Genomic DNA, 21,075 nt, shown 5'->3' with positions numbered 1-21,075 from the left:
TCCTTCCGTCTATACCTACCTCCTTGTCGCCACCCCAACCGGCCATACGCCGGACACCGGCGTCACCTCGCTCCTAGAGCGCCCACAAGGCCACTGGAGCACCACGGAGATACCCTCCGACCATCACCAAGGAGCTACACAATGCAAAGGAAGTTCGTAGGAAAGTCGTTGATCCTGGCCACTCTTGCCTCTCCCGCGATAGGACTCGCGGCCGAGCTGGTAGACGTCGCCAAACTGCCGGCCCGGGCGGGAGTAGCCGGTGGCAGTGATATCCACTCCGACCTGGGCCTGGACGCAGAGGAACTCGACAAGGGCACCAGCGCGAAGCTGCCGAACGGCACCCAGGTCACCCGCTACCAGCAGTACTACAAGGGTGTGCGGGTCTGGGGCGAAGCCATCACCGAAACCCGCAACGGCAGCACCAAGCGCAGTGGCCGGATGCTCGTGGGCATCGAGCAGGACCTGGTGCGTGACGCCACCCCCACCCTCACCAAGGAGCAGGCCCTGCAGCAGGCCAAGGCGCTGGTGCAGAGCAGCCAGCCGCTGAGCAACGAGCAGAGCGAACTGGTGGTGCGGCTGAACGAGCAGAAGCAGGCGCAACTCGCCTACGTGGTGTCGTTCTTCGTGGGCGGCGAGCAGCCGTCCCGCCCGCACTTCATGATCGAAGCCAACACCGGCGAGGTCCTGCAACGCTGGGAAGGCCTCAACCACGCCGAAGCCACCGGCCCGGGCGGCAACGCCAAGACCGGCAAGTACCTCTACGGCACCCAGTACGGCCCGCTGATCGTCAACTCCCGCTGCGAAATGAACAGCGGCGACGTGATCACCGTGAACCTCAACAACAGCACCAGCAACACCAGCGTCAAACCCTTCCGCTTCGCCTGCCCGTACAACGAGTACAAGCTCACCAACGGGGCCTACTCGCCGCTCAACGATGCCCACTACTTCGGCAACGTGGTGTTCCAGATGTACGGCAACTGGTTCGGCGGGCTGCGCCCGCTCAACGAGAAGAAGCTGTACATGAAGGTGCACTACGGCAACGGCTACGAGAACGCCTTCTGGGACGGCCAGGCCATGACCTTCGGCGACGGCAAGAGCCGCTTCTACCCGCTGGTGTCGCTCGACGTCTCGGCCCACGAAGTCAGCCACGGCTTCACCGAGCTGAACTCGGGGCTGGTCTACGACGGGCAGTCCGGCGGCATGAACGAGGCCTTCTCGGACATGGCCGGCGAAGCCGCCGAGTACTACATGAAGGGGCAGAACGACTGGAAGGTGGGTGCCGAGATCTTCAAGGGCAACGGCTCGCTGCGCTACATGGACCAGCCCAGCCGTGACGGCAGCTCCATCGACCACGCCAGCGACTACTACGACGGCATCGACGTGCACCACTCCAGCGGGGTGTACAACCGCGCCTTCTACCTGCTGGCCAGGTCGACCGGCTGGAACACCCGCAAGGCCTTCGAAGTGTTCGTCGACGCCAACCGCTTCTACTGGACCGAGACCAGCACCTTCGACCAGGGTGCCTGCGGCGTGATCAAGTCGGCGCAGAACCGCAGCCTGCCGACGGCGGATGTGGTCAACGCGTTCAAGACCGTGGGCGTGACCTGCAAGACCTCGCTGTAGAACGGGCCAAGGCCCCTGCCAAGCCCCCTGCCGGCGCCCGCCGCAGGGGGTCATGAAGACGGGCGTCGAACAGCGGAACGGGGCAAGACGCCTGCACGACGGCCCCGGCGCGGTTCCTCTTTCAAAAAACACCCGGGTCCAACTGGCCAATTGCCACTCAAGTTCTGTCAGAGTATTCCGAAACAAAAGTAAGCCGCTGCAAGAGCGGCTGGACTCTCCACTCGGATGGAACTGAACCGATGCCCTCGCTGCGCTCCGTCAGCCTGCAGACGAAGATCCTGCTGGCCTTCACCCTGGTCAACCTGATCAGCATCGCCACCTTCATCAGCTATGCGCAGTACGTGAAGTCCCTGGACATCCGCGAGCAGATGGACAACCGCCTGCGCGCGGCGGCCCATGCGGTGCCGCGCCTGCTGGGCAACGACTACCTGGAGCGGGCGCGGACGGCCGACGGCCTGCGCGAGGGCGAGTACCTGGAGCAGGTGCGCAACCTCGGCGAGTACGCCGGCGAGGTGGACCTGAAGTTCGCCTACACCCTGATGGTCGACAGCGGCGGCCGGGTGTTCTACCTCTCCGACGGCGCCAGCAGCGGCGAAATCGCCAGCGACAGCTATGCCAAGCACCTGGAGGAATACACCGACGCCAGCCCGGCGGTGACCCGGGCGGCCCGCAGCAACCAGGCGCAGTTCGACGAGTACACCGACAGCTACGGGACCTTCCGCTCGATCTTCCTGCCCATGCGCACCACCGCGGGCCAACCCTATGTGGTCGGCGTGGACGTGACCCTGAGCAGCCTCGATGAGGCCATCGCCGACAGCCTGCGCAGCCTGCTGCTGATCGGCGCGGTGACCCTGGGCATCGGCCTGCTGCTGTCCTGGCTGGCCACGCGCATGCTGGTCCAGGCCATCCGCCAGCTCACCGGGCAGCTCAACCGCATCGCCCAGGAACGCGACCTCTCGCACGCCCTCGCCGTCACCAGCAACGATGAACTCGGGCAGATGGGCACGCGCCTGTCCGGCCTGCTGCAGGATCTGCGGCAAACGCTCTCCGGCGCCCTCGGCATGGCCGACAGCAACCAGAAACTGGCAGAAACCTTCCTCCACCGCGCCGACGACATCACCCAGCAGATCCAGCAGGCCGCGCACCAGCTGGCCGACGTCGACCAGCACGGCCAGTCGATCCAGCACGCCGCGGGGCAATCCCACAGCCTCGCCGGCGCGGTGCGCAGCAACCTCGAACGCACCAGTGCCGAGCTCAGCCGCGCCCACCAGGAGCTGCAGCAGCTGATCGCCGACGTACACGGCAGCACCTCTTCCAACATCGAACTGGCCACCGACCTCGACGGCCTCAGCCGCGAGGCCGAGCAGATCGGCAAGGTGCTGCAGATGATCGCGGGCATCTCCGAGCAGACCAACCTGCTGGCGCTCAACGCCGCCATCGAGGCCGCGCGCGCCGGTGAAGCCGGCCGTGGCTTCGCCGTCGTGGCGGATGAGGTGCGCAAGCTCGCCGGCCAGACCAAGAGCGTGCTGAGCGATGCCCACCAGGTGATCGACCAGGTGACCAGCGCCATCCGCCAGATCGCCCAGCGCATGGGCAGCACCGCCGAACGCTCGCGCGCCCTGGCAGGCAATGCCGACGAGGCGCTGGACGCCCTCGATGCGCTGGTCCGGCAGATGGACGAGGTGAACGCCAACGTCGAGCAGGCGCTGACCAGCAGCGAGAACATCCAGCATGCGGTGGCCGACATGTCCGGCCGCCTGGGCGACATGCGCGGCGCCTTCGAGCACACCCGCCAGGACGTCGACGCCATCAACCACTCCGCCGCCGAACTGGGCGAGACGGCGCGCGCCCTGAAAAGCGGCCTGGGCGCCTTCCGCACCTGATCGGTGCAGGCGCGAAAACTGACCGCTCGCACAAGATCGCCAGCGCCCCTATAATCCGCGCCCCCGCAGGAGAGCGAGGCGCCATGCGCCTCCGCCGAAGGCGCAAACTCCCATAATCGCTCAGGCAGAAGTCACTGCGGGTTCCATGATCGCCAACTGGAGAGCGGCCGCCGGCGAGCGGCCCACCGAAGGGGCAAGCGGCCAGCGCCGCGCAAACTCTCAGGTACACAGGACAGGGGGAGGGGCAGCACAACGCAGGAGTTCTGTGTGCTCACCTACGTCTACCTGATCGCCATCGTCGCCGAAGCCATGTCCGGCGCCCTCGCCGCCGGCCGGCGCAACATGGACCTGTTCGGCGTCAGCCTCATCGCCTTCCTCACCGCCCTCGGCGGCGGCACCGTCCGCGACATCCTCCTGGGCCACTACCCGGTGAGCTGGACCCAGCACCCCGAATACATCTTCCTCACCATCGGCGCCGGCCTCGTGGCCATGCTCCTGTCACGCTTCATGCACCACCTGCGCCAGCTGTTTTTGGTGCTCGACGCCATGGGCCTGATCGCCTTCACGGTGATCGGCTGCAACGTCGCGCTGGGCCTGGACTATGCGCTGCCGGTGGTGGCCATGGCCGGGATCATCACCGGCATCTTCGGCGGCATCCTCCGCGACATCCTCTGCAACCGCACCCCGCAGGTGCTGCGCCAGGAGCTCTACGCCAGCGTCTCCCTGCTGGTCGCCCTGCTCTACCTCGGCTTGCGCCAGCAAGGCGTCGACGACGACCTCAACCTGCTCGCCTCCTTCAGCGTCGGCCTGCTGCTGCGCCTCTCGGCGATCCGCTTCGGCTGGTCGCTGCCGATGTTTTCCTATGCGCCGGGGCGGTGGGAGCATTGAAAGTCTCCGCACCCACCGAGCCCGACTCGGTTCGGTGCGCCCCATCTCCGGCCTGCCAGCGCAGCCCCGGGCACAGCGGTATCGCCCGATCCCGGAGCGCACACATGATGGCACATCGCCGTTTCGGCCTTGGTTTCACCTTGCACGAAGGGTAAAATCCACACGTTTTCCCGGGTTTTTCTACGGGCCTGTGACGGCCCTGGCCAGAGCCCGTTCGCTCACCACGACGATGCGTCGCCCGTAGGACCCGCTGCAAGGATCGCAGTCGCCTTGAGCGCTAGACCCATCGGGACATGACCCATGCCGTTCGGGCCGCCCCCCAAGCTCAACCTGCGCAACCTCATCCTGCTGTTCGCGCTCGCCGCGACCCTGGCGACGCTGGCCAACAACCTGCTGGTGACCTATGGCATCCAGCGCCAGGCGCTGGTGCAGAACGCCCTGGAGGCCAACCGCGCCTATGCGGCCAAGCTCGCCGCCAGCATCAACGAGAACCTGGCCGGTGACCTGGAGCGCCTGCGCTTCAGCGCCAACCTGCTGGGCAACGTGCCGGGCGATACGAAACAGATGGCGCTGGAAGCGGAGCGCCTGCTGACGCAGGACCACAGCTTCAACACCGTGCTGGTGGCCGATGCCGAGGGCACCGTGGTGGCCTCCAAGCCCGACAGCCTGGGCATCAACGGCCAGGCCCTGCGCTCGCGCGAGGCCCTGCAGCAGCGCCGGGCGATGGTCAGCCCGGCGTTCCGCTCCCTGGCGGGCAACCTCATCGTCTTCGTCTCCCACCCCATCTGGGGCCCCGATGGCCAGTACCGGGGGCTGATCGGCGGCACCATCTACCTGGGCAAGCCCAATGCCCTGGATTCGCTGGTCAGCCAGCACTTCCACCATGACGCGTCCAACGTCTACCTGGTGGACCCGGACCGCAAGGTGCTGTTCCACCCCGACGCCAGCCGCGTTGGCGAGCGCCTGGGCGCCAACCCCATCGTCGATGCGGTGCTCAAGGGCGAGAGCGGCGCCATGCAGGCGGTCAACACACGGGGCGTGGAGATGCTGGCCGGCTACGCCAGCGTGCCGCTGAGTGGCTGGGGCGTGGTGGCGCAGCAGCCCCTGGCTGCAGCCCAGGCGGCGCTGGAGGAGTTGATGAAGCGCCTGCTCGCCGGCCTGCTGCCCATGAGCCTGCTGGGCATCGGGCTGATCCTGTGGATTTCCGCGCGCATCAGCCGCCCGCTGCGGCAACTGGCCGAGAGCGCCGCGCAGCCCGAGCGGGCGGAGAAGGCCCTGCGGGTGAAAGCCTGGTATGCCGAGGCCTGGATGATCAAGCAGGCGCTGCTGGCCGGGCTGGAGGTCACCCGGGCCAAGCTCGGCCAACTGGACCAGCAGGCCAAGAGCGATCCGCTCACCGGGCTGGCCAACCGCCGCGCCATGGAGGAGCGCTTGCAGGCCTGGCAACGGCTGGGCACGCCGTTCTCCGTGATCAGCCTGGACATCGACCACTTCAAGCGGGTCAACGACACCTTCGGCCACGACACGGGTGACGATGTGTTGCGCCAGTTCGCCGACCTGCTGCGCCAGAGCTGCCGGGAGCGGGACCTGCCGTGCCGTGTCGGCGGCGAGGAGTTCATCCTGCTGCTGCCCGAGGCGTCCCTGCGCACGGCAGCAGAGGTGGCCGAACGCTTCCGCGCCCGGCAGGAGGCCACCCCGATCGACCCGGTGGGGCAGATCACCGTTTCCCTCGGTGTGGTGCACTGGTCGCCCCGAGGCGGGCGCAGCGTGCAGGACGTGCTCAAGCGCGCGGACGAGCTGCTCTACCAGGCCAAGCAGGCCGGGCGCAACCGGGTGATGGCGGACGAGATACGGGCATTCGAGTCAATCAGCTGACGCCAAAAACAAGGCTGTAAAAAATTCCTGACAGCCAATTCCTAGGTAAAAGTCGCCGTGATATACAGCGGCGGCTTTCTCGAGCCCTTCTTGCCGTCAAAGGACTGCTGTCATGAATCGAGCCTTCTCGCTGGTCTGGAATCCCCGTCTGCGCGCCTGGTGTGTCGCCGATGAGCAGGCCCGGAGACGCAAGGCGGGCTCCGGCGCGGTCCTGGCGTGTGCGCTGCTGGCCCCGGTGGCGGGCCTGGCGGCCGACCTGCCGACCGGCGGCCAGGTGGTTTCCGGCAGTGGCGCCATCAGCCAGCCCAACGCCCAGCAGATGGTCATCGACCAGTCCAGCAGCAAGCTGGCGATCAACTGGCAGAGCTTCGACATCGGCGCCGGCAAGCGAGTGACCTTCAACCAACCCGGCAGTGATTCCATCGCCCTCAACCGCGTGGTGGGCAGCGACGGCTCGAAGATCATGGGCCAGCTGGATGCCAACGGCCGGGTCTTCCTGGTCAACCCCAATGGCGTGCTGTTCGGCAGCGGTGCCCAGGTCCAGGTCGGCGGCCTGGTGGCCTCGACCCTCGACATCGACCCGCAGGATTTCGAACGCGGCAACTACCGCTTCAAGGGCGACGGCACGCCGGCGGCCGTGGTCAACCAGGGCACCCTCACCGCAGCCGACGGCGGCGCCGTGGCGCTGCTGGGGGGCACCGTCAGCAACCAGGGGGTGATCGTCGCCCAGCAGGGCAGCGTGGCCCTGGCGGCCGGCAATGCCGTGACCCTGGACTTTGCCGGCGACGGCCTGCTCAACGTCCAGGTGGACGGCGCCGCAGCGGATGCGCTGGTGGAGAACCACAAGCTGATCCGCGCCGACGGCGGCAAGGTGCTACTCACCGCCGATGCCGGCGATGCGCTGCTCAAGACCGTGGTCAACAACACCGGCGTGATCGAGGCCCGCACCCTGGGCGAGAAGAACGGCAAGATCATGCTCATGGGCGACTTCGACGGCGGCGTGGTCAAGGTGGCCGGCACCCTCGATGCCAGTGCCCCGAACGGCGGCAATGGCGGCTTCATCGAGACCAGCGGTGCCCACGTGCAGGTTGCCGATGACGTGAAGGTCACCACCCTGGCCAAGCCCGGCAAGGGCAAGACCGGCGAATGGCTGATCGACCCCTACAACGTGACCATTTCCAATGCCGGCAGCACCGGCATGGGTGGCTTCAACGGCAACGCCAACGACAGCGTGCTCAACGTCAACACCCTGACCAACGCCCTGGCCAGTACCGGGGTGACGGTGACCACCGGAGTCGGTGGCAGCCAGGCCGGCAACATCACCGTCGATGCGCCCATCAGCTGGAGCGCCGACACCACCCTGACGCTGAACGCCGCCGGCAGCGTCATCATCAACAAGGACATCACCGCCACCGGCACCAACGCAGGGCTCTCGCTGGTCTACGGCAACGGCTACCGGCTGGGCAGCGGCGCCCGCGTCACCCTGTCGGGCAGCAACGCCAGCCTCAGCCTGGGGGGCACCAGCTACACCCTGATCCATGACCTCGCCGGTTTGCAGGGTGTCGGCGCCAGTGGCAACTACGCCCTCGCCACCGACCTTGACGCCAGCGCCACGCGCACCTGGAACGGCGGTCAGGGCTTCGCGCCGCTGCAAGGCTTCAGCGGCACCTTCACCGGCCTCGGTCACGCCGTGGATGGCCTGACCATCGCCCGTGGTTCCGAGAACAACGTGGGCCTGTTCCAGGCCGTCAGCGGGCAGGTGCGCGACCTGACCCTGTCCAATGCCGCCATCACCGGCAACATCACCGTCGGCGCCATCAGTGGGTCCCTCAGCGGCACGCTGTCGGGCATCCACGTCACCGGCTCGGTGCTGGGCAACGGCTCCAACGTCGGCGGCCTGGTCGGCCAGGTCACCAATGGCACGCTGCAGGGGGCGTCCTCGACCGCCAGCGTGACGGGCCTGAGCAACGTGGGCGGCCTGGCCGGCACCGTGCAGAACGGCACCCTGGCCGATGCCTATTCCACGGGGTCGGTGACCGGCACCATCAGCAACAGCAGCGCCTTCGCCGGCGGGCTGGTGGGCAATGTCTTCGACTCGGCGACCCTGACCAACACCTACGCCAGCGGCCGGGTCCAGGGCTACACCGCCACGGGCGGCCTGATCGGCGGCACCTTCCTGTCCACCATCACCTTCGCCAACAGCTACTGGGACGTGAACAGCACCGGGCAGGCCAGCAGCGCCAGCGGTGGCACCGCCATCACTTCGGCCAATGCCCGCACCCAGTCCACCTACAACGGCTTCGACTTCGCCAACACCTGGGTGATGTTCGAGGGTGATACCCGGCCGATGCTGCGCAGCGAGTACTCCACCGCGGTGTACACCCCCCATGCCTTGCAACTGATCGGCATGAACCTGGCCGGCAACTACCGGCTCGGCACCTCCCTCGACCTCGGCGCCGCGCTTGCTGCCGGCGGCAACGGTTACTACGCCGATGTCTGGGGTGCATCGGGCTTCAAGCCCCTGGGCAGCGACACCGGCAGCTTCACCGGCAGCTTCAATGGACAGGGCTTCGGCCTCAGCGGCCTGGCCATCAACCGGGCGAGCACCAACTACGTGGGCCTGTTCGGCTACACCTCCGGCGCGACCCTGGCCAACGTCAAGCTGGTGGGCGGCAGTGTCACCGGCAACGACGGTGTCGGTGCGCTGGTCGGCTACATGACGGGCGGGACCCTTGGCAGCGCATCAGCCAGCACCACCGTCAGCGGCACCAGCACTGGCGAGGCCAATACCGGTGGGCTGGTGGGCACCAACGACGGCGGCGCCATCGCCGATGCCTCCGCCAGTGGCAACGTCACCGGCGCCGGCTACCAGGTCGGCGGCCTGGTCGGCTTCAATTTCAACGGCGGCAGCATCACGCGCGCCCATGCCACCGGCAATGTGACCGGCACCAACCCGAACAACGGCCTCGGCTATGTCGGTGGGCTGGTCGGAGCCAACGGCTACAGCGGCGATGGCGGTTCCATCAGCCAGTCCTACGCCACTGGCACGGTGAGGGCGGCGGCGGGCCCCATCGGCGGTTTCGTCGGCCATAACGAAGGCAGCATCACCGACTCCTACGCCACCGGCGCGGTGATCGGCCAAGGCTCCGCCAGCAACATCGGCGGCTTTGTCGGGGTCAACTTCGTCAACGGCACCATCGGCAACAGCTACTCCACCGGCTACGTCGCCGGCGGCAGCCAGATGGGCGGCTTCGCCGGCTACAACAACGGTGGCAGCAGTGCCATCACCAACGCCTACTGGGACATCCAGACCAGCGGCCAGACGCTGGGCAGCGCCGGTGGGGTGGCGGCTGGAATCACCGGACGCACCACCGCCCAGTTGCAGGGCAGCCTGCCGGCCGGTTTCTCCTCCTCGATCTGGGGCATCGGCACCAACCTCTATCCGTATCTGCAATGGCGCTACAGCACCACACCCAACGCCGTGAGCGGCCGGGTGTTCAGCGACGCCGGCAGCACGGCATTGGCCGGTGCCACCGTCAGTGCCGTGTCGGGTGGACAACTGATCGGCAACGCCTCCACCGGGGCGAACGGCTACTACTACGTCCTGGGCGAAGCCAGCCGCTTCGACAGCAATGGCACGCTCACCTACCTGGAGGGTGGTTCCAGCCAGGGCGCCGCGTTCAGTGATCGTGTCGGCTACCTCGGTATCCAGGGCCTGGACATCTATGCCTCGGCCATGCGCCTGATGACCGGGCAGGGCAGCCTCACGGCAACCCGCAGCCGCTACCTGGCCGCTCGGGGCAGCTACGCCGACAGCGACCTGGGCTTCCTCGCGCTCTCCGACTTCGGCGGTCTCACCGATACCGGCTATGGCCTCTACCTGAGCGCCACTCCTGCCAGCTACAGCCTGGACACCGACCTCGGCTCCGGCGGGCTGCTCAGCCTCGACAGCGGCGGTGCCTTCGGCATCAGCGGTACCCGCCAGCTGTCGGCAGCCGGCAACCTCGGCGTGGCCGACCGCCTGACCTGGGGCGACAACGCCGGGCTGACCCTCAGCACCAGCAACAGCGGCAACATCCTCCTGGGTGATGGCATCGACGCCGCCAACGGCAGCCTGACCCTGTCTGCTGCCGGCACCGCGACCAGCAACGGAGGCGTCAACCTCGGCCTGCTGAATCTCACCGGCGGCACCTGGAACCAGGTGGCGGCCAGCCTGCCGAGCTTCAACGCAACCGACTTCCGCCTCAGCCCCAGCGCCACCTTCATACGGGCCCTGGCCGGGGACGGCAGCGCCGTCACCCCGTACCGCATCGCCGATGTCTATGGGCTCCAGGGGCTGGCCTCCAACAGCCTGGCGGGCAGCCGCTTCGTCCTGGCGAACGACATCGACGCCTCCAGCAGTGCGCTGTGGAACAGCGGCACCGGCTTCCTCTCCATCGGCAGCCTGTCCAACCCCTTCACCGGCCGATTCGACGGGCAGGGGCATCGCATCAGCGGCCTGGCCATCAACCGCCCCGGCAGCACCTACAGCGGCCTGTTCGGCTACAACGCCGGTTATGTCGGCAACCTCAACCTGGTGGGCGGCAGCGTGGCCGGCGGCACTTACACCGGCGCCCTGGTGGGCTACAACGCATCGGCCGGTGTGATCGAGCGAGTCAGCAGCGACACCGGCGCCACCGGTACGGGCAACGTCGGCGCCCTGGTCGGCACCAACGCCGGCACCCTCAGCGAGTCCCTGGCCACAGGCAGTGCCAGCGGCGGTCTCAATGGCGGCGGCCTGGCGGGCAGCAACACCAGCACCGGCATCCTCCGCGACAGCTACGCCACCGGCAGCGCCCAGGGCAGCGCCACGGCGGGCGGCCTGGTCGGGTTCAACGACGGCAGCCTGCTGCGTGTCTATTCCACGGGCACGGCCAGTTCCAGTGTCGGTGCGGTCGGCGGCCTGGTGGGCAGCAATGCCGGCACCGCCACCGGCAGTTTCTGGAACACCACCACCAGCGGCCTGGCACAGGGCGTCGGGGCCGGCAATGCCTCGGGCGTATCGGGGTTGACCAGCACCCAGCTCACCACCCTGGCGCCCTTCGTGGCGGCCGGCTGGAGCATCGACGACGCCGGCGGCACGGGTGCCACCTGGCGCATGTACGAGGGCCACAGCGCACCCCTGCTGCGCAGCTTCATGACCGCCCTCAGCGTCAACGTCGGCAATGCCAGCAAGACCTACGACGGCACCGCCACCAGCAGTACCGGTGCCCTGATGTTCCCCATCGGCTACGACCCGGCCCTGGTTTCCGGCAGCGCCTTCTACACCGCCAACAGCGCCAATGCCGGCACCTACACTGGCGCCAACCTGCGCGCGAGCGGGCTCTATTCCAGCCAGTTCGGCTATGACATCGAGATGCTCGCCGGCACCCTGACCATCGACAAGGCAGCGCTGACCATCACCGCCAGCGACGCCAGCAAGACCGCCGGCCAGGTGGCGAACCTCAGCGGCTTCACCACCGCCGGGCTGGTGGCGGGGGACCTGGTCAGCGGTGTCAGCCTGGCCAGCAGCGGTGCCGGGGCAGGGGCTGCGGCCGGCAACTACGCCATCGTCGCCAGCAACGCCCTGGGCAGTGGCCTGGCCAACTACGACATCAGCTATGTCGACGGCCTGCTCACCGTCACCGGGACTCTGCCTTCCAGCACCGTCATCGACCCGCGCGTGCAGGTGGCGCAGATGACCGGCAAACAGCCTGGCAGCGAAACCGAACGGCCCCTGGTGGTGGTCACCCCGGCACTCTTCGCACCGGCCGAGTTCGGCGCGCAGCTCAACCTCGTCAACAACGGCATTCGTCTTCCCGAAGGAATCTGAAGATGCGTTCGACACCCGTGCTGGCCGGCCTCGCCGCCTCGCTGCTCAGCCTATCCGTCTCCGCCGCCACCGCGCCGGATGCCGGCCAGGTGCAGCAGGGCCTCGACCAGCAGCCCCTGCAACTGAGTCCCCGGCAGTCCCTGCCGATCAACCTCCCGGACGCACCCGCCGACCCGTCGGCCGAGGCCGGCCCGCGCCTGCAGGTCAACGGTTTCACCCTGGAAGGCAACAGCGCGCTGGGCAGCGAAGAGCTGCTGGGCCTGCTGGCCGACCTGCCCGGCAAGGAACTCAGCGTTGGTCAATTGCAGGCGGCCGCCAACCGCATTACCCGGCGTTACCGCGAACAGGGTTACCCCCTGGCGCGTGCCTACCTGCCGGCCCAGGAGATCGACGGCGGGGTGGTGAAGATCGCCGTGCTGGAAGGGCGCTACGGCGAGGTCCGCGTCGACAACCCGGTGGGCCTGGGTGGCAGCGCGCTGGCGCCGCTTGCCGCACTGAAAGCCGGTGATGCCGTGCAGGGCCAACCCCTGGAGCGCAGCCTGCTGCTGCTGCAGGACACCCCCGGCGTGGAGGTGAAGTCCACCCTGCGCCCTGGTGCCAGCACCGGCACCACCGACCTGCTGGTGGGGTTGCAGAAGTCCCCGCTGGTCACCGGCTCGGTGGACATGGACAACTACGGCAACCGCTTCGTCGGTCAGTACCGCCTGGGCGGCACCCTGAACCTGAACAACCCGCTCAACCTCGGCGACCGCCTCAGCCTGCGGGCCATGGGTAGCGACCAGGACCAGCACTACGGCCGCGTGGCCTACCAGTTGCCGCTCGGCCCCTGGGCCACCCAGTTCGGCGTCGCCTACTCGGACATGGACTACGAGCTGGGCAAGGACTTCGAGGACCTGCGCGCCCACGGCAACGCGCGCATCGCCAGCGTCTACGCCATCCAGCCCCTGGTGCGCTCGCGGGACTTCAGCCTGTTCACCCAGCTGCAGTTCGACGACAAGCGCCTGAAGGACGACATCGACCTGTTCGACGAGAAGAGCGACAAGCACGCCCGCGTCGTCACCCTCACCCTCAACGGCAACAGCCGTGACGACCTGCTCGGCGGCGGGATCAACAGCTTCGCCCTCGGCTGGAGCCAGGGCAGCCTGACCCTCGACGGCGCCCAGGCCCAGCGCACCGACGACGCCACTGCCGGCACCCGTGGACGCTTCCACAAGCTCAACCCCAGCCTGGTGCGCCTGCAGCGCCTGAGCGACCGCTTCAGCCTCTACACCCAGCTCCAGGGCCAGTGGGCCGACGGCAACCTGGACAGCTCCGAGAAGCTCTACCTGGGCGGCGCCTACGGCGTTCGCGCCTACCCCCAGGGCGAGGCCTCGGGCGACCAGGGCTGGCTGGCCAACGTCGAGTTGCGCTACGCCCTCACCGAGGCCTGGCAGCTGTCCACCTTCGTCGACCACGGCGAAGTGCGCCTGAACAAGGACACCTGGACCTCGGACGACAACCACCGCAGCCTCTCCGGCGCCGGCTTCGGCGCCCTGTGGGCGGCCCATGGCTGGCAGGTCAACGCCGTGGCGGCCTGGAAGCCGGGCAACGCCGAAGCCGAGAGCGACGTGGAACGCACGCCGCGCGTCTGGGCCCAGGTGGTGCGCGCCTTCTGAGCCCATGCCCCTGCCCGATGGGCAGGGCATGGCGGGGTTTGCCGGTGCCACGGGCGACAGGTCGCAATCAATGGTCGACTGCTGGCCCGACCGTGCACGGTGGTGAGCCGAACCCCGCCTCCGGGCACCTCTTCATCCCCGTCGGTGTCGGCTCCGGTGACGCCCCTGACCAGGTTCATGCGCTCCTTGCGGATCAGCACTCGATACCGACCATCCACTGGGTCTTGTCAGCGTTGCTGCGGTCCAGATCGGCACGACGGACGAGCGGTTCCGTGCATCCCCGAGGCTTGATGTACTCCTCCGCTGCGCGCGCTGCCTCATCGATCGACATGGGGCGGCGGTCATCCCGCTGCACGGTGATATAGAAGGGCTTCTGGAACATCACGATGTAGGCATCCAGCGTGTAGCGCTGGCCGGCGATCTCGAGGTTGGCGTGGTACTCGTCGAAGCGTGTGAGATGGCGGGTGTCGAGGGCGCGCGGTGATGCGCAACCGAGGATCAGCAAGGCCAGCCCCGCCAGGCAAGCCAGGGAAGTCACTTTCATGGTTCTCTCCTGATGAACAGCGGACTGCCAGGGGCGGCAGGCCTCTCAATGAAAAGCCCCCGCCGGATCGCTCCGGCGGGGGCTTTTCAGTTACTGATCGGAGATCAGACCTTGCTGCGCTCGTAGCGCTTGCGGTCGTTCTCGTTCAGCATTTTCTTGCGCAGGCGGATGGACTTCGGCGTCACTTCCACCAGCTCGTCGTCGGCGATGAATTCCAGCGCCTGTTCCAGGGTGAACTTGATCGGCGGAACCAGGGCGATGACTTCGTCCTTGCCGGAAGCGCGCATGTTGTCGAGCTTCTTGCCCTTGGTGGGGTTGATCACCAGGTCGTTGTCACGGCTGTTGATGCCGGCCAGCTGGCCTTCGTAGATCTCGTCGCCCGGGGCCAGGAACAGCTTGCCGCGGCTCTGCAGGGTTTCCAGCGAGTAGGTCAGGGCGGTGCCGGTGGCCATGGAGACCAGTACGCCGTTCTGACGGTTGCTGACTTCGCCGGCCTTGATCGGGCCGTAGTGGCTGAAGGTCGAGGTCAGGATGCCGGTGCCCGAGGTCAGGGTCAGGAAGTTGTTGCGGAAGCCGATCAGGCCACGCGCCGGGATGGTGTATTCCAGGCGCACACGGCCCTTGCCGTCGGGGATCATGTTGGTCAGATCGCCCTTGCGCAGGCCCATCTGCTCCATCACCGAGCCCTGGTGCTGCTCTTCGATGTCGATGGTGACGTTCTCGTAGGGCTCCTGCTTCTCGCCGTCCTTCTCGATGATCACCACTTCCGGACGGCCCACGGCCATCTCGAAGCCTTCGCGGCGCATGGTTTCGATCAGTACGGACAGGTGCAGTTCACCGCGGCCGGAGACCTTGAACTTCTCGGCGGACTCGCCCGCTTCGACGCGCAGGGCGACGTTGTGCAGCAGTTCCTTCTCCAGGCGGTCCTTGATGTTGCGGCTGGTGACGAACTTGCCTTCCTTGCCGGCGAAGGGCGAGTCGTTAACCTGGAAGGTCATGCTCACGGTGGGCTGGTCGACGGTCAGGGGCGGACGGGCTTCGACGTTCTGCGGGTCGCACAGGGTGTCGGAGATGAACAGCTCTTCCATGCCGCTGACGCAGACGATGTCGCCGGCTTCGGCTTCGGCGACTTCGACGCGCTGCAGGCCGGAGTGACCCATGATCTTCAGGATGCGGCCGTTGCGCTTGGTGCCGTCGTCGCTGATGGCGACCACCGGGGTGTTGGACTTGATCTTGCCGCGGGCGATGCGGCCGATGCCGATCACGCCGAGGAAGCTGTTGTAGTCCAGCTGGGAGATCTGCATCTGGAACGGGCCATCGACGTCGACGTCCGGAACCGGGACGTGGTCGATGATCGCCTGGAACAGCGCGTCCATGTTGTCGTCCATCTTCTCGTGGTCGAGACCGGCGATGCCGTTCAGGGCGCTGGCGTAGACGATCGGGAAGTCGAGCTGCTCGTCGGTGGCGCCGAGGTTGTCGAACAGGTCGAAGATCTGGTCGATGACCCAGTCAGGGCGCGCGCCCGGACGGTCGATCTTGTTGACCACGACGATCGGACGCAGGCCGGCCTTGAAGGCCTTCTGGGTCACGAAGCGGGTCTGCGGCATGGGGCCGTCCTGGGCGTCGACCACCAGCAGCACGGAGTCGACCATCGACATCACGCGCTCGACCTCACCGCCGAAGTCGGCGTGGCCGGGGGTGTCGACGATGTTGATGTTGTAGCCGTTCCACTTGATGGCGGTGTTCTTCGCCAGGATGGTGATGCCGCGCTCTTTCTCCTGGTCGTTGGAGTCCATCACGCGCTCGGATTCCGCTTCTTTGCGGTCGAGGGTGCCGGAGAGCTTCAGCAGCTTGTCGACGAGGGTGGTCTTGCCGTGGTCGACGTGGGCGATGATGGCGATGTTGCGTAGTTTTTCGATCACTTGTGTATCTCGATCAGAGGATTCGGTTCGCCGCTGAGTCTAGGCGGCCTGTATGAAAAACGTTCGATTCAGCCCACCCACTGGTCGGGGGGGCGGTGGCGGATGCTGCCGCCATACAGCCCGGGCTGTTTAGGCCGGGCGATAAACGCGCACATTGGCATGCCCCTCGCTGAGCAGATGGTGAGCATGCAGGCGGCTCATGACGCCTTTATCGCAATACAGGAGGTACTGGCGGTTTTCGTCCAGTTCCTTGAAGCGGCTGTTGATGGCGTAGAACGGCAGGGCCTGGACTTCGATGCCGGGCAACTCCAGCGGTTCATCTTCCTGGGCATCCGGATGGCGGATGTCGATGACGATCTGGCCCGGCAGCGCCTCGCCGACCTCTTCCACCTTCAGGTCCTGGCCCAGTTCCTCGATCACGCGGTCGATGGGGATCAGGCGGGCACGCTCGAAGGCACGCTCCAGCACGGCCATGTCGAACTGCGCCTCTTCGTATTCGATGCGGCTCTGCTTGGCGCGGGTGGTCGGATTCACCGAGATCACGCCGCAGTACTCGGGCATGTGCTTGGCGAACTCGGCGGTGCCGATGCGGGTGGCGGTGTCGATGATGTCCTGCTTGTGGCTGGCGATCAGCGGGCGCAGCACCAGCATGTCGGTGGCCGAGTCGATCACCGAGAGGTTCGGCAGGGTCTGGCTGGACACCTGGGAGATGGCCTCGCCCGTGACCAGCGCCTCGATGCGCAACTGCTCGGCCATGCGCGTGGAGACCCGCAGCATCATGCGCTTGAGGATCACGCCCATCTGGCTGTTGTCGACCTTGCCGAGGATCTCGGCCACCACTTCCTCGAACGGCACGCTGATGAACAGCACGCGCTGGGAGCGGCCGAACTTCTCCCACAGGTAGTGGGCCACTTCCATCACGCCCAGCTCGTGGGCGCGGCCACCGAGGTTGAAGAAGCAGAAGTGCGCCATCAGGCCACGACGCATCATCTGGTAGGCGGCGACGGTGGAATCGAAACCGCCGGACATGAGCACCAGGGTCTGCTCCAGCGAACCCAGCGGGTAGCCGCCGAGGCCGTCGTGCTGGTGATGGATGACGAACAGGCGCTGGTCGCGCACCTCGATGCGCACTTCCACTTCCGGGTTCTTCAGCGAGATGCCGGCGGCGTTGCATTCGCGACGCAGGCGGCTGCCCACGTGGCTCTCCAGCTCCATCGAGGTGAAGGTGTGCTTGCCGGCGCGCTTGCAGCGCACGGAGAAGATCTTCCCGGGGATCTGGTCGGCGTAGTGCAGCTTGCACTTTTCCAGCACGTCGTCGAAGTCGCCGAGCGGGTACTCGTTGACCTCGAGGAAGTGGGTGATGCCCGGGGTGCAGGTGAGGCGCTCGATCATCTCGGCGAGGAGCTTCGGATCGGTTTGCGTCGTGACCAGCTCCAGGTTGTCCCAGATGCCGCTCACTTCGACTTCCGGGTCGAGATCACGCAGCACCACGCGAATGTTCTTCGCGAGCTGGCGGATGAAATGCTTGCGCACCGGCCGGCTCTTGATGGTGATTTCGGGGAAGACCTTGATGATGAGTTTCATGAAAACAGCGCTTGCTGGGACAACGGAAAAAGAGGGGCGCGGATTATAGCGGAAATTGTTCAAGCTTTGACCAAAATCAATCACACCTCCTGATCGCGCACCAAACAGGTGCAATCACGACGTGCGGAGCACGGAATTGGTGCGCAAAAATGTACACAATCATTCTTCAGCCCCCGGCCTGCCTGTGTTCTAGGGCTCTTGCCCATTCCAGGGCACTGGCACGCAATTTGCTCCCTTGTGAGGCAGGTTGCCCTGGCGGACCATGCCGCCCCGGCTTCACCTTTTATCGGGGGCTCAAACTTTTCCAGCTCCCCATTCACCTGGAGGACACCATGTCGAAGTCGCTTCAACTGATCAAAGACCATGACGTGAAGTGGGTAGACCTGCGCTTCACCGATACCAAAGGCAAGCAGCACCACGTGACCATGCCGGCACGCGACGCACTCGACGACGAGTTCTTCGAAGTCGGCAAGATGTTCGACGGCTCGTCCATCCACGGCTGGAAAGGCATCGAAGCCTCCGACATGATCCTGCTGCCGGTCGACAGCACCGCCGTGCTCGATCCGTTCACCGAAGAGCCGACCCTGATCCTGGTCTGCGACATCATCGAGCCGAGCACCATGCAGGGCTACGACCGCGACCCGCGCTCCATCGCCAAGCGCGCCGAGGAGTACCTGAAGACCACCGGTATCGGTGACACCGTCTTCGTCGGCCCGGAACCCGAGTTCTTCATCTTCGACGAAGTGAAGTTCAAGTCCGACATCTCCGGCTCCATGTTCAAGATCTACTCCGAGCAAGGCTCCTGGATGACCGACCAGGACGTCGAAGGCGGCAACAAGGGCCACCGCCCGGCCGTCAAGGGCGGTTACTTCCCGGTTCCGCCGTGCGACCACGACCACGAAATCCGTACCGCCATGTGCAACGCCATGGAAGAGATGGGCCTGGTCATCGAAGTTCACCACCACGAAGTGGCGACTGCCGGCCAGAACGAAATCGGCGTGAAGTTCAACACCCTGGTCGCCAAGGCTGACGAAGTCCAGACCCTGAAGTACTGCGTGCACAACGTGGCCGATGCCTATGGCAAGACCGCCACCTTCATGCCGAAGCCGCTGTATGGCGACAACGGCTCGGGCATGCACGTGCACCTGTCGATCGCCAAAGACGGCAAGAACACCTTCGCAGGTGAAGGCTATGCCGGCCTGTCCGACACCGCCCTGTACTTCATCGGCGGCATCATCAAGCACGGCAAGGCCCTGAACGGTTTCACCAACCCGTCGACCAACTCGTACAAGCGCCTGGTTCCCGGCTTCGAAGCCCCGGTCATGCTGGCCTACTCCGCCCGCAACCGTTCCGCCTCGATCCGCATCCCGTACGTATCCAGCCCGAAAGCCCGCCGCATCGAAGCGCGCTTCCCGGACCCGGCTGCCAACCCCTACCTGGCCTTCGCCGCCCTGCTGATGGCCGGCCTGGACGGCATCCAGAACAAGATCCACCCCGGCGATGCCGCCGACAAGAACCTGTACGACCTGCCGCCGGAAGAGGCGAAAGAGATCCCGCAGGTTTGCGGCAGCCTGAAAGAGGCGCTGGAAGAGCTGGACAAGGGCCGTGCGTTCCTGACCAAGGGCGGCGTGTTCAGCGACGACTTCATCGATGCCTACATCGAGCTGAAGAGCGAAGAAGAAATCAAGGTGCGCACCTTCGTGCACCCGCTGGAATACGACCTGTACTACAGCGTCTGATCCAGCTGCCTGCATAGGCAACGTGCCGCGCAAGCGGCGCGGACTGAGAGGCCTCCTTCGGGAGGCCTCTTTTTTTGTGGCATGGATTGCGTGCAACAACGCCCTCGAACCGAGCGATTTTCCGGCTGCGCCGCACAGCCGCATCAGGCCGAACTTGCCAGCTTGGCGCGCGGGTGCAAGGCTTAGCGGCATCATCCAGAGGAGACCGGCCCATGCGCCTCCTGCTCGCCTGCCTGCTGCTGTCGCTGACGCTCCCCGCCACGGCGCAGATCTACAAGTACACCGACGCCAACGGCAATACCGTCTTCACCAACCAGCCGCCGGATGGCACCAGGACCGAAGAGGTCACCCTGCCCACCCCCAACACCGTGGAAGCGCAGAAGCCCTCCGCCCCGGCCGCCGCCGCGAAGGACCAGGCAGCCGAAGCGGCGTACCAGGAACTGCGCCTGACCGACGTCCCCAGCGACGAAGCCCTGCGCGCCAACAACGGCACCTTCTCCGTCGGCGTGCACCTGGTTCCGCGCCTGCGCACCGGCCACCGGCTGCAACTGCTGCTGGACGGCAAGCCCGAGGGCCAGAGGGTCAACGTGCCGCGCCTGCAGGTGATCAACGCCGACCGTGGCGAGCACAGCCTCGCGGTCCAGGTGCTCGCAGGCGACCAGGTCGTGCAACAGAGCGAAACCGTCACCTTCACCGTGCAGCGGGTCAACACCAGCAGCCCGGCGCTGCGCCCGCCACCCCCTCCGAAACCCACTCCGAAGCCAGCCACCTGACCCATGCGCACGATCCTGTTCTGCCTGCTGTTCGCCTGCCTGCCGGCGATGGCCCAGGTCTACACCTACATCGACGAGGAAGGTAACCGCGTCTTCACCGACCGGCCCAAGCCCGGCAACGCCGAGCGCATCGAACTGGCGCCCTCCAACGGCATGACCGCCCAGCCGGCGGCCCCGGCCGTATTGCCGCCCGCCGCCATCCCCCGCGAGCTGGGCTACCAGGTGCTGCGCATCCTGGTGCCCGAGCCGGACGCCACGGTGCGCGACATGGAGGGCAACCTCATCGTCACCGCCATGAGCGAGCCCGGCCTGCGCGACGGCCACAACTACCGCCTGGTGCTGGACGGCAAGGCCCAGGGTGAACCCGGCCGCAGCCCGGTGTTCCCACTGACCAACCTGGATCGCGGCACGCACCAGCTGGCGGTGGAGATCATCGACGACAAGCAGCGGGTGGTGGAGCGCACACCGAACCAGCCGGTGCACATCATGCGCATCACCCTGGCGCAGAAGCGCCAGGCGCGCCCCTGCCAGAAGGCCGATTACGGTGTCCGCCCCGAATGCCCGCTCAAGGACAAGCCCAAGGAGCCGGACAAGGGCATCATCGGCATCCTCCCGTTCTTCTGATTGCGCGGCGCACCGCAATGGTGCGCCAGGCTGCACCGATTTCTATACTCTCCCCATTTTGGTTCGCCCACATGCGGCCGCACTGCGCTGAAAAGCAGCCGCAAGCGGCTGGCG

At 66.5% G+C, this 21,075-nt stretch carries 12 protein-coding genes and 1 riboswitch; of the genes, 9 read left to right on the top strand and 3 right to left on the bottom strand.

Annotated elements, in window-relative coordinates:
• Positions 1 to 141 precede the first annotated feature (141 nt).
• From ACYJSS_RS03660 to ACYJSS_RS03635, 6 genes are all read left to right on the top strand, one after another.
• Positions 142 to 1,623 (top strand): M4 family metallopeptidase, encoded by a 1,482-nt coding sequence (locus ACYJSS_RS03660; RefSeq protein ID WP_111264273.1) that lies wholly within the window; start codon positions 142 to 144, stop codon positions 1,621 to 1,623.
• A 239-nt stretch (positions 1,624 to 1,862) separates the two neighbouring features.
• Positions 1,863 to 3,506, top strand: coding sequence for a methyl-accepting chemotaxis protein (locus ACYJSS_RS03655; RefSeq protein WP_236204366.1), 1,644 nt, complete (start codon positions 1,863 to 1,865; stop codon positions 3,504 to 3,506).
• A 56-nt stretch (positions 3,507 to 3,562) separates the two neighbouring features.
• A riboswitch (glycine riboswitch) is annotated at positions 3,563 to 3,653 on the top strand.
• A gap of 120 nt (positions 3,654 to 3,773) precedes the next feature.
• Entirely contained in the window at positions 3,774 to 4,394 is a 621-nt protein-coding gene (locus ACYJSS_RS03650) for a trimeric intracellular cation channel family protein (protein WP_111264271.1), read from the top strand.
• Positions 4,395 to 4,694: 300 nt separating this feature from the next.
• Positions 4,695 to 6,269: a diguanylate cyclase gene (locus ACYJSS_RS03645; protein WP_459479301.1), complete on the top strand. Its 1,575-nt coding sequence runs from the start codon at positions 4,695 to 4,697 to the stop codon at positions 6,267 to 6,269.
• A gap of 112 nt (positions 6,270 to 6,381) precedes the next feature.
• Positions 6,382 to 12,120, top strand: a complete 5,739-nt coding sequence (locus tag ACYJSS_RS03640) for a two-partner secretion domain-containing protein (RefSeq protein ID WP_275672209.1) — start codon at positions 6,382 to 6,384, stop codon at positions 12,118 to 12,120.
• Positions 12,121 to 12,122: 2 nt separating this feature from the next.
• Positions 12,123 to 13,775, top strand: a complete 1,653-nt coding sequence (locus ACYJSS_RS03635) for a ShlB/FhaC/HecB family hemolysin secretion/activation protein (RefSeq protein WP_236204368.1) — start codon at positions 12,123 to 12,125, stop codon at positions 13,773 to 13,775.
• Positions 13,776 to 13,968: 193 nt separating this feature from the next.
• Here the strand turns inward: ACYJSS_RS03635 and ACYJSS_RS03630 are convergent, their stop codons facing one another.
• The 3 genes from ACYJSS_RS03630 to thiI all read right to left on the bottom strand — a co-directional run bounded on the left by ACYJSS_RS03630 (position 13,969) and on the right by thiI (position 17,825).
• Complete coding sequence (locus ACYJSS_RS03630; RefSeq protein ID WP_111264268.1) at positions 13,969 to 14,319, bottom strand: hypothetical protein; 351 nt, start codon at positions 14,317 to 14,319, stop codon at positions 13,969 to 13,971.
• Between the two features lie 104 nt (positions 14,320 to 14,423).
• Positions 14,424 to 16,241: a translational GTPase TypA gene (gene typA, locus ACYJSS_RS03625; RefSeq protein ID WP_111264267.1), complete on the bottom strand. Its 1,818-nt coding sequence runs from the start codon at positions 16,239 to 16,241 to the stop codon at positions 14,424 to 14,426.
• Between the two features lie 129 nt (positions 16,242 to 16,370).
• Positions 16,371 to 17,825 carry a tRNA uracil 4-sulfurtransferase ThiI gene (gene thiI, locus ACYJSS_RS03620; RefSeq protein WP_236204369.1) on the bottom strand — a complete coding sequence of 485 codons (1,455 nt, stop codon included), beginning with the start codon at positions 17,823 to 17,825 and terminating at the stop codon, positions 16,371 to 16,373.
• Between the two features lie 332 nt (positions 17,826 to 18,157).
• Between thiI and glnA the strand changes: the two genes are divergently transcribed.
• From glnA to ACYJSS_RS03605, 3 genes are all read left to right on the top strand, one after another.
• Positions 18,158 to 19,564, top strand: coding sequence for a glutamate--ammonia ligase (gene glnA / locus ACYJSS_RS03615; protein ID WP_111264265.1), 1,407 nt, complete (start codon positions 18,158 to 18,160; stop codon positions 19,562 to 19,564).
• 212 nt (positions 19,565 to 19,776) lie between these two features.
• On the top strand, positions 19,777 to 20,337 hold the full coding sequence (locus ACYJSS_RS03610; RefSeq protein ID WP_236204370.1) for a DUF4124 domain-containing protein: 561 nt from the start codon (positions 19,777 to 19,779) through the stop codon (positions 20,335 to 20,337).
• Between the two features lie 3 nt (positions 20,338 to 20,340).
• A complete protein-coding gene (locus tag ACYJSS_RS03605; protein WP_111264263.1) occupies positions 20,341 to 20,961 on the top strand; it encodes a DUF4124 domain-containing protein in 621 nt (206 codons plus the stop codon).
• The last annotated feature ends 114 nt before the right edge of the window (positions 20,962 to 21,075 follow it).

Source organism: Pseudomonas sp. No.21 (assembly GCF_054558415.1).
Note: the sequence above shows the minus strand (reverse complement) of the source record. Positions and strands in the feature narration are given on the sequence as shown.

Bases quoted from the DNA above. Each gene is read 5' to 3' on its own strand.
- ACYJSS_RS03660 (WP_111264273.1), top strand. From the start codon at position 142: ATGCAAAGGAAGTTCGTAGGAAAGTCGTTGATCCTGGCCACTCTTGCC.
- ACYJSS_RS03655 (WP_236204366.1), top strand. From the start codon at position 1,863: ATGCCCTCGCTGCGCTCCGTCAGCCTGCAGACGAAGATCCTGCTGGCC.
- ACYJSS_RS03645 (WP_459479301.1), top strand. From the start codon at position 4,695: ATGCCGTTCGGGCCGCCCCCCAAGCTCAACCTGCGCAACCTCATCCTG.
- ACYJSS_RS03640 (WP_275672209.1), top strand. From the start codon at position 6,382: ATGAATCGAGCCTTCTCGCTGGTCTGGAATCCCCGTCTGCGCGCCTGG.
- ACYJSS_RS03635 (WP_236204368.1), top strand. From the start codon at position 12,123: ATGCGTTCGACACCCGTGCTGGCCGGCCTCGCCGCCTCGCTGCTCAGC.
- ACYJSS_RS03630 (WP_111264268.1), bottom strand. From the start codon at position 14,319: ATGAAAGTGACTTCCCTGGCTTGCCTGGCGGGGCTGGCCTTGCTGATC.
- thiI (WP_236204369.1), bottom strand. From the start codon at position 17,825: ATGAAACTCATCATCAAGGTCTTCCCCGAAATCACCATCAAGAGCCGG.
- glnA (WP_111264265.1), top strand. From the start codon at position 18,158: ATGTCGAAGTCGCTTCAACTGATCAAAGACCATGACGTGAAGTGGGTA.
- ACYJSS_RS03610 (WP_236204370.1), top strand. From the start codon at position 19,777: ATGCGCCTCCTGCTCGCCTGCCTGCTGCTGTCGCTGACGCTCCCCGCC.
- ACYJSS_RS03605 (WP_111264263.1), top strand. From the start codon at position 20,341: ATGCGCACGATCCTGTTCTGCCTGCTGTTCGCCTGCCTGCCGGCGATG.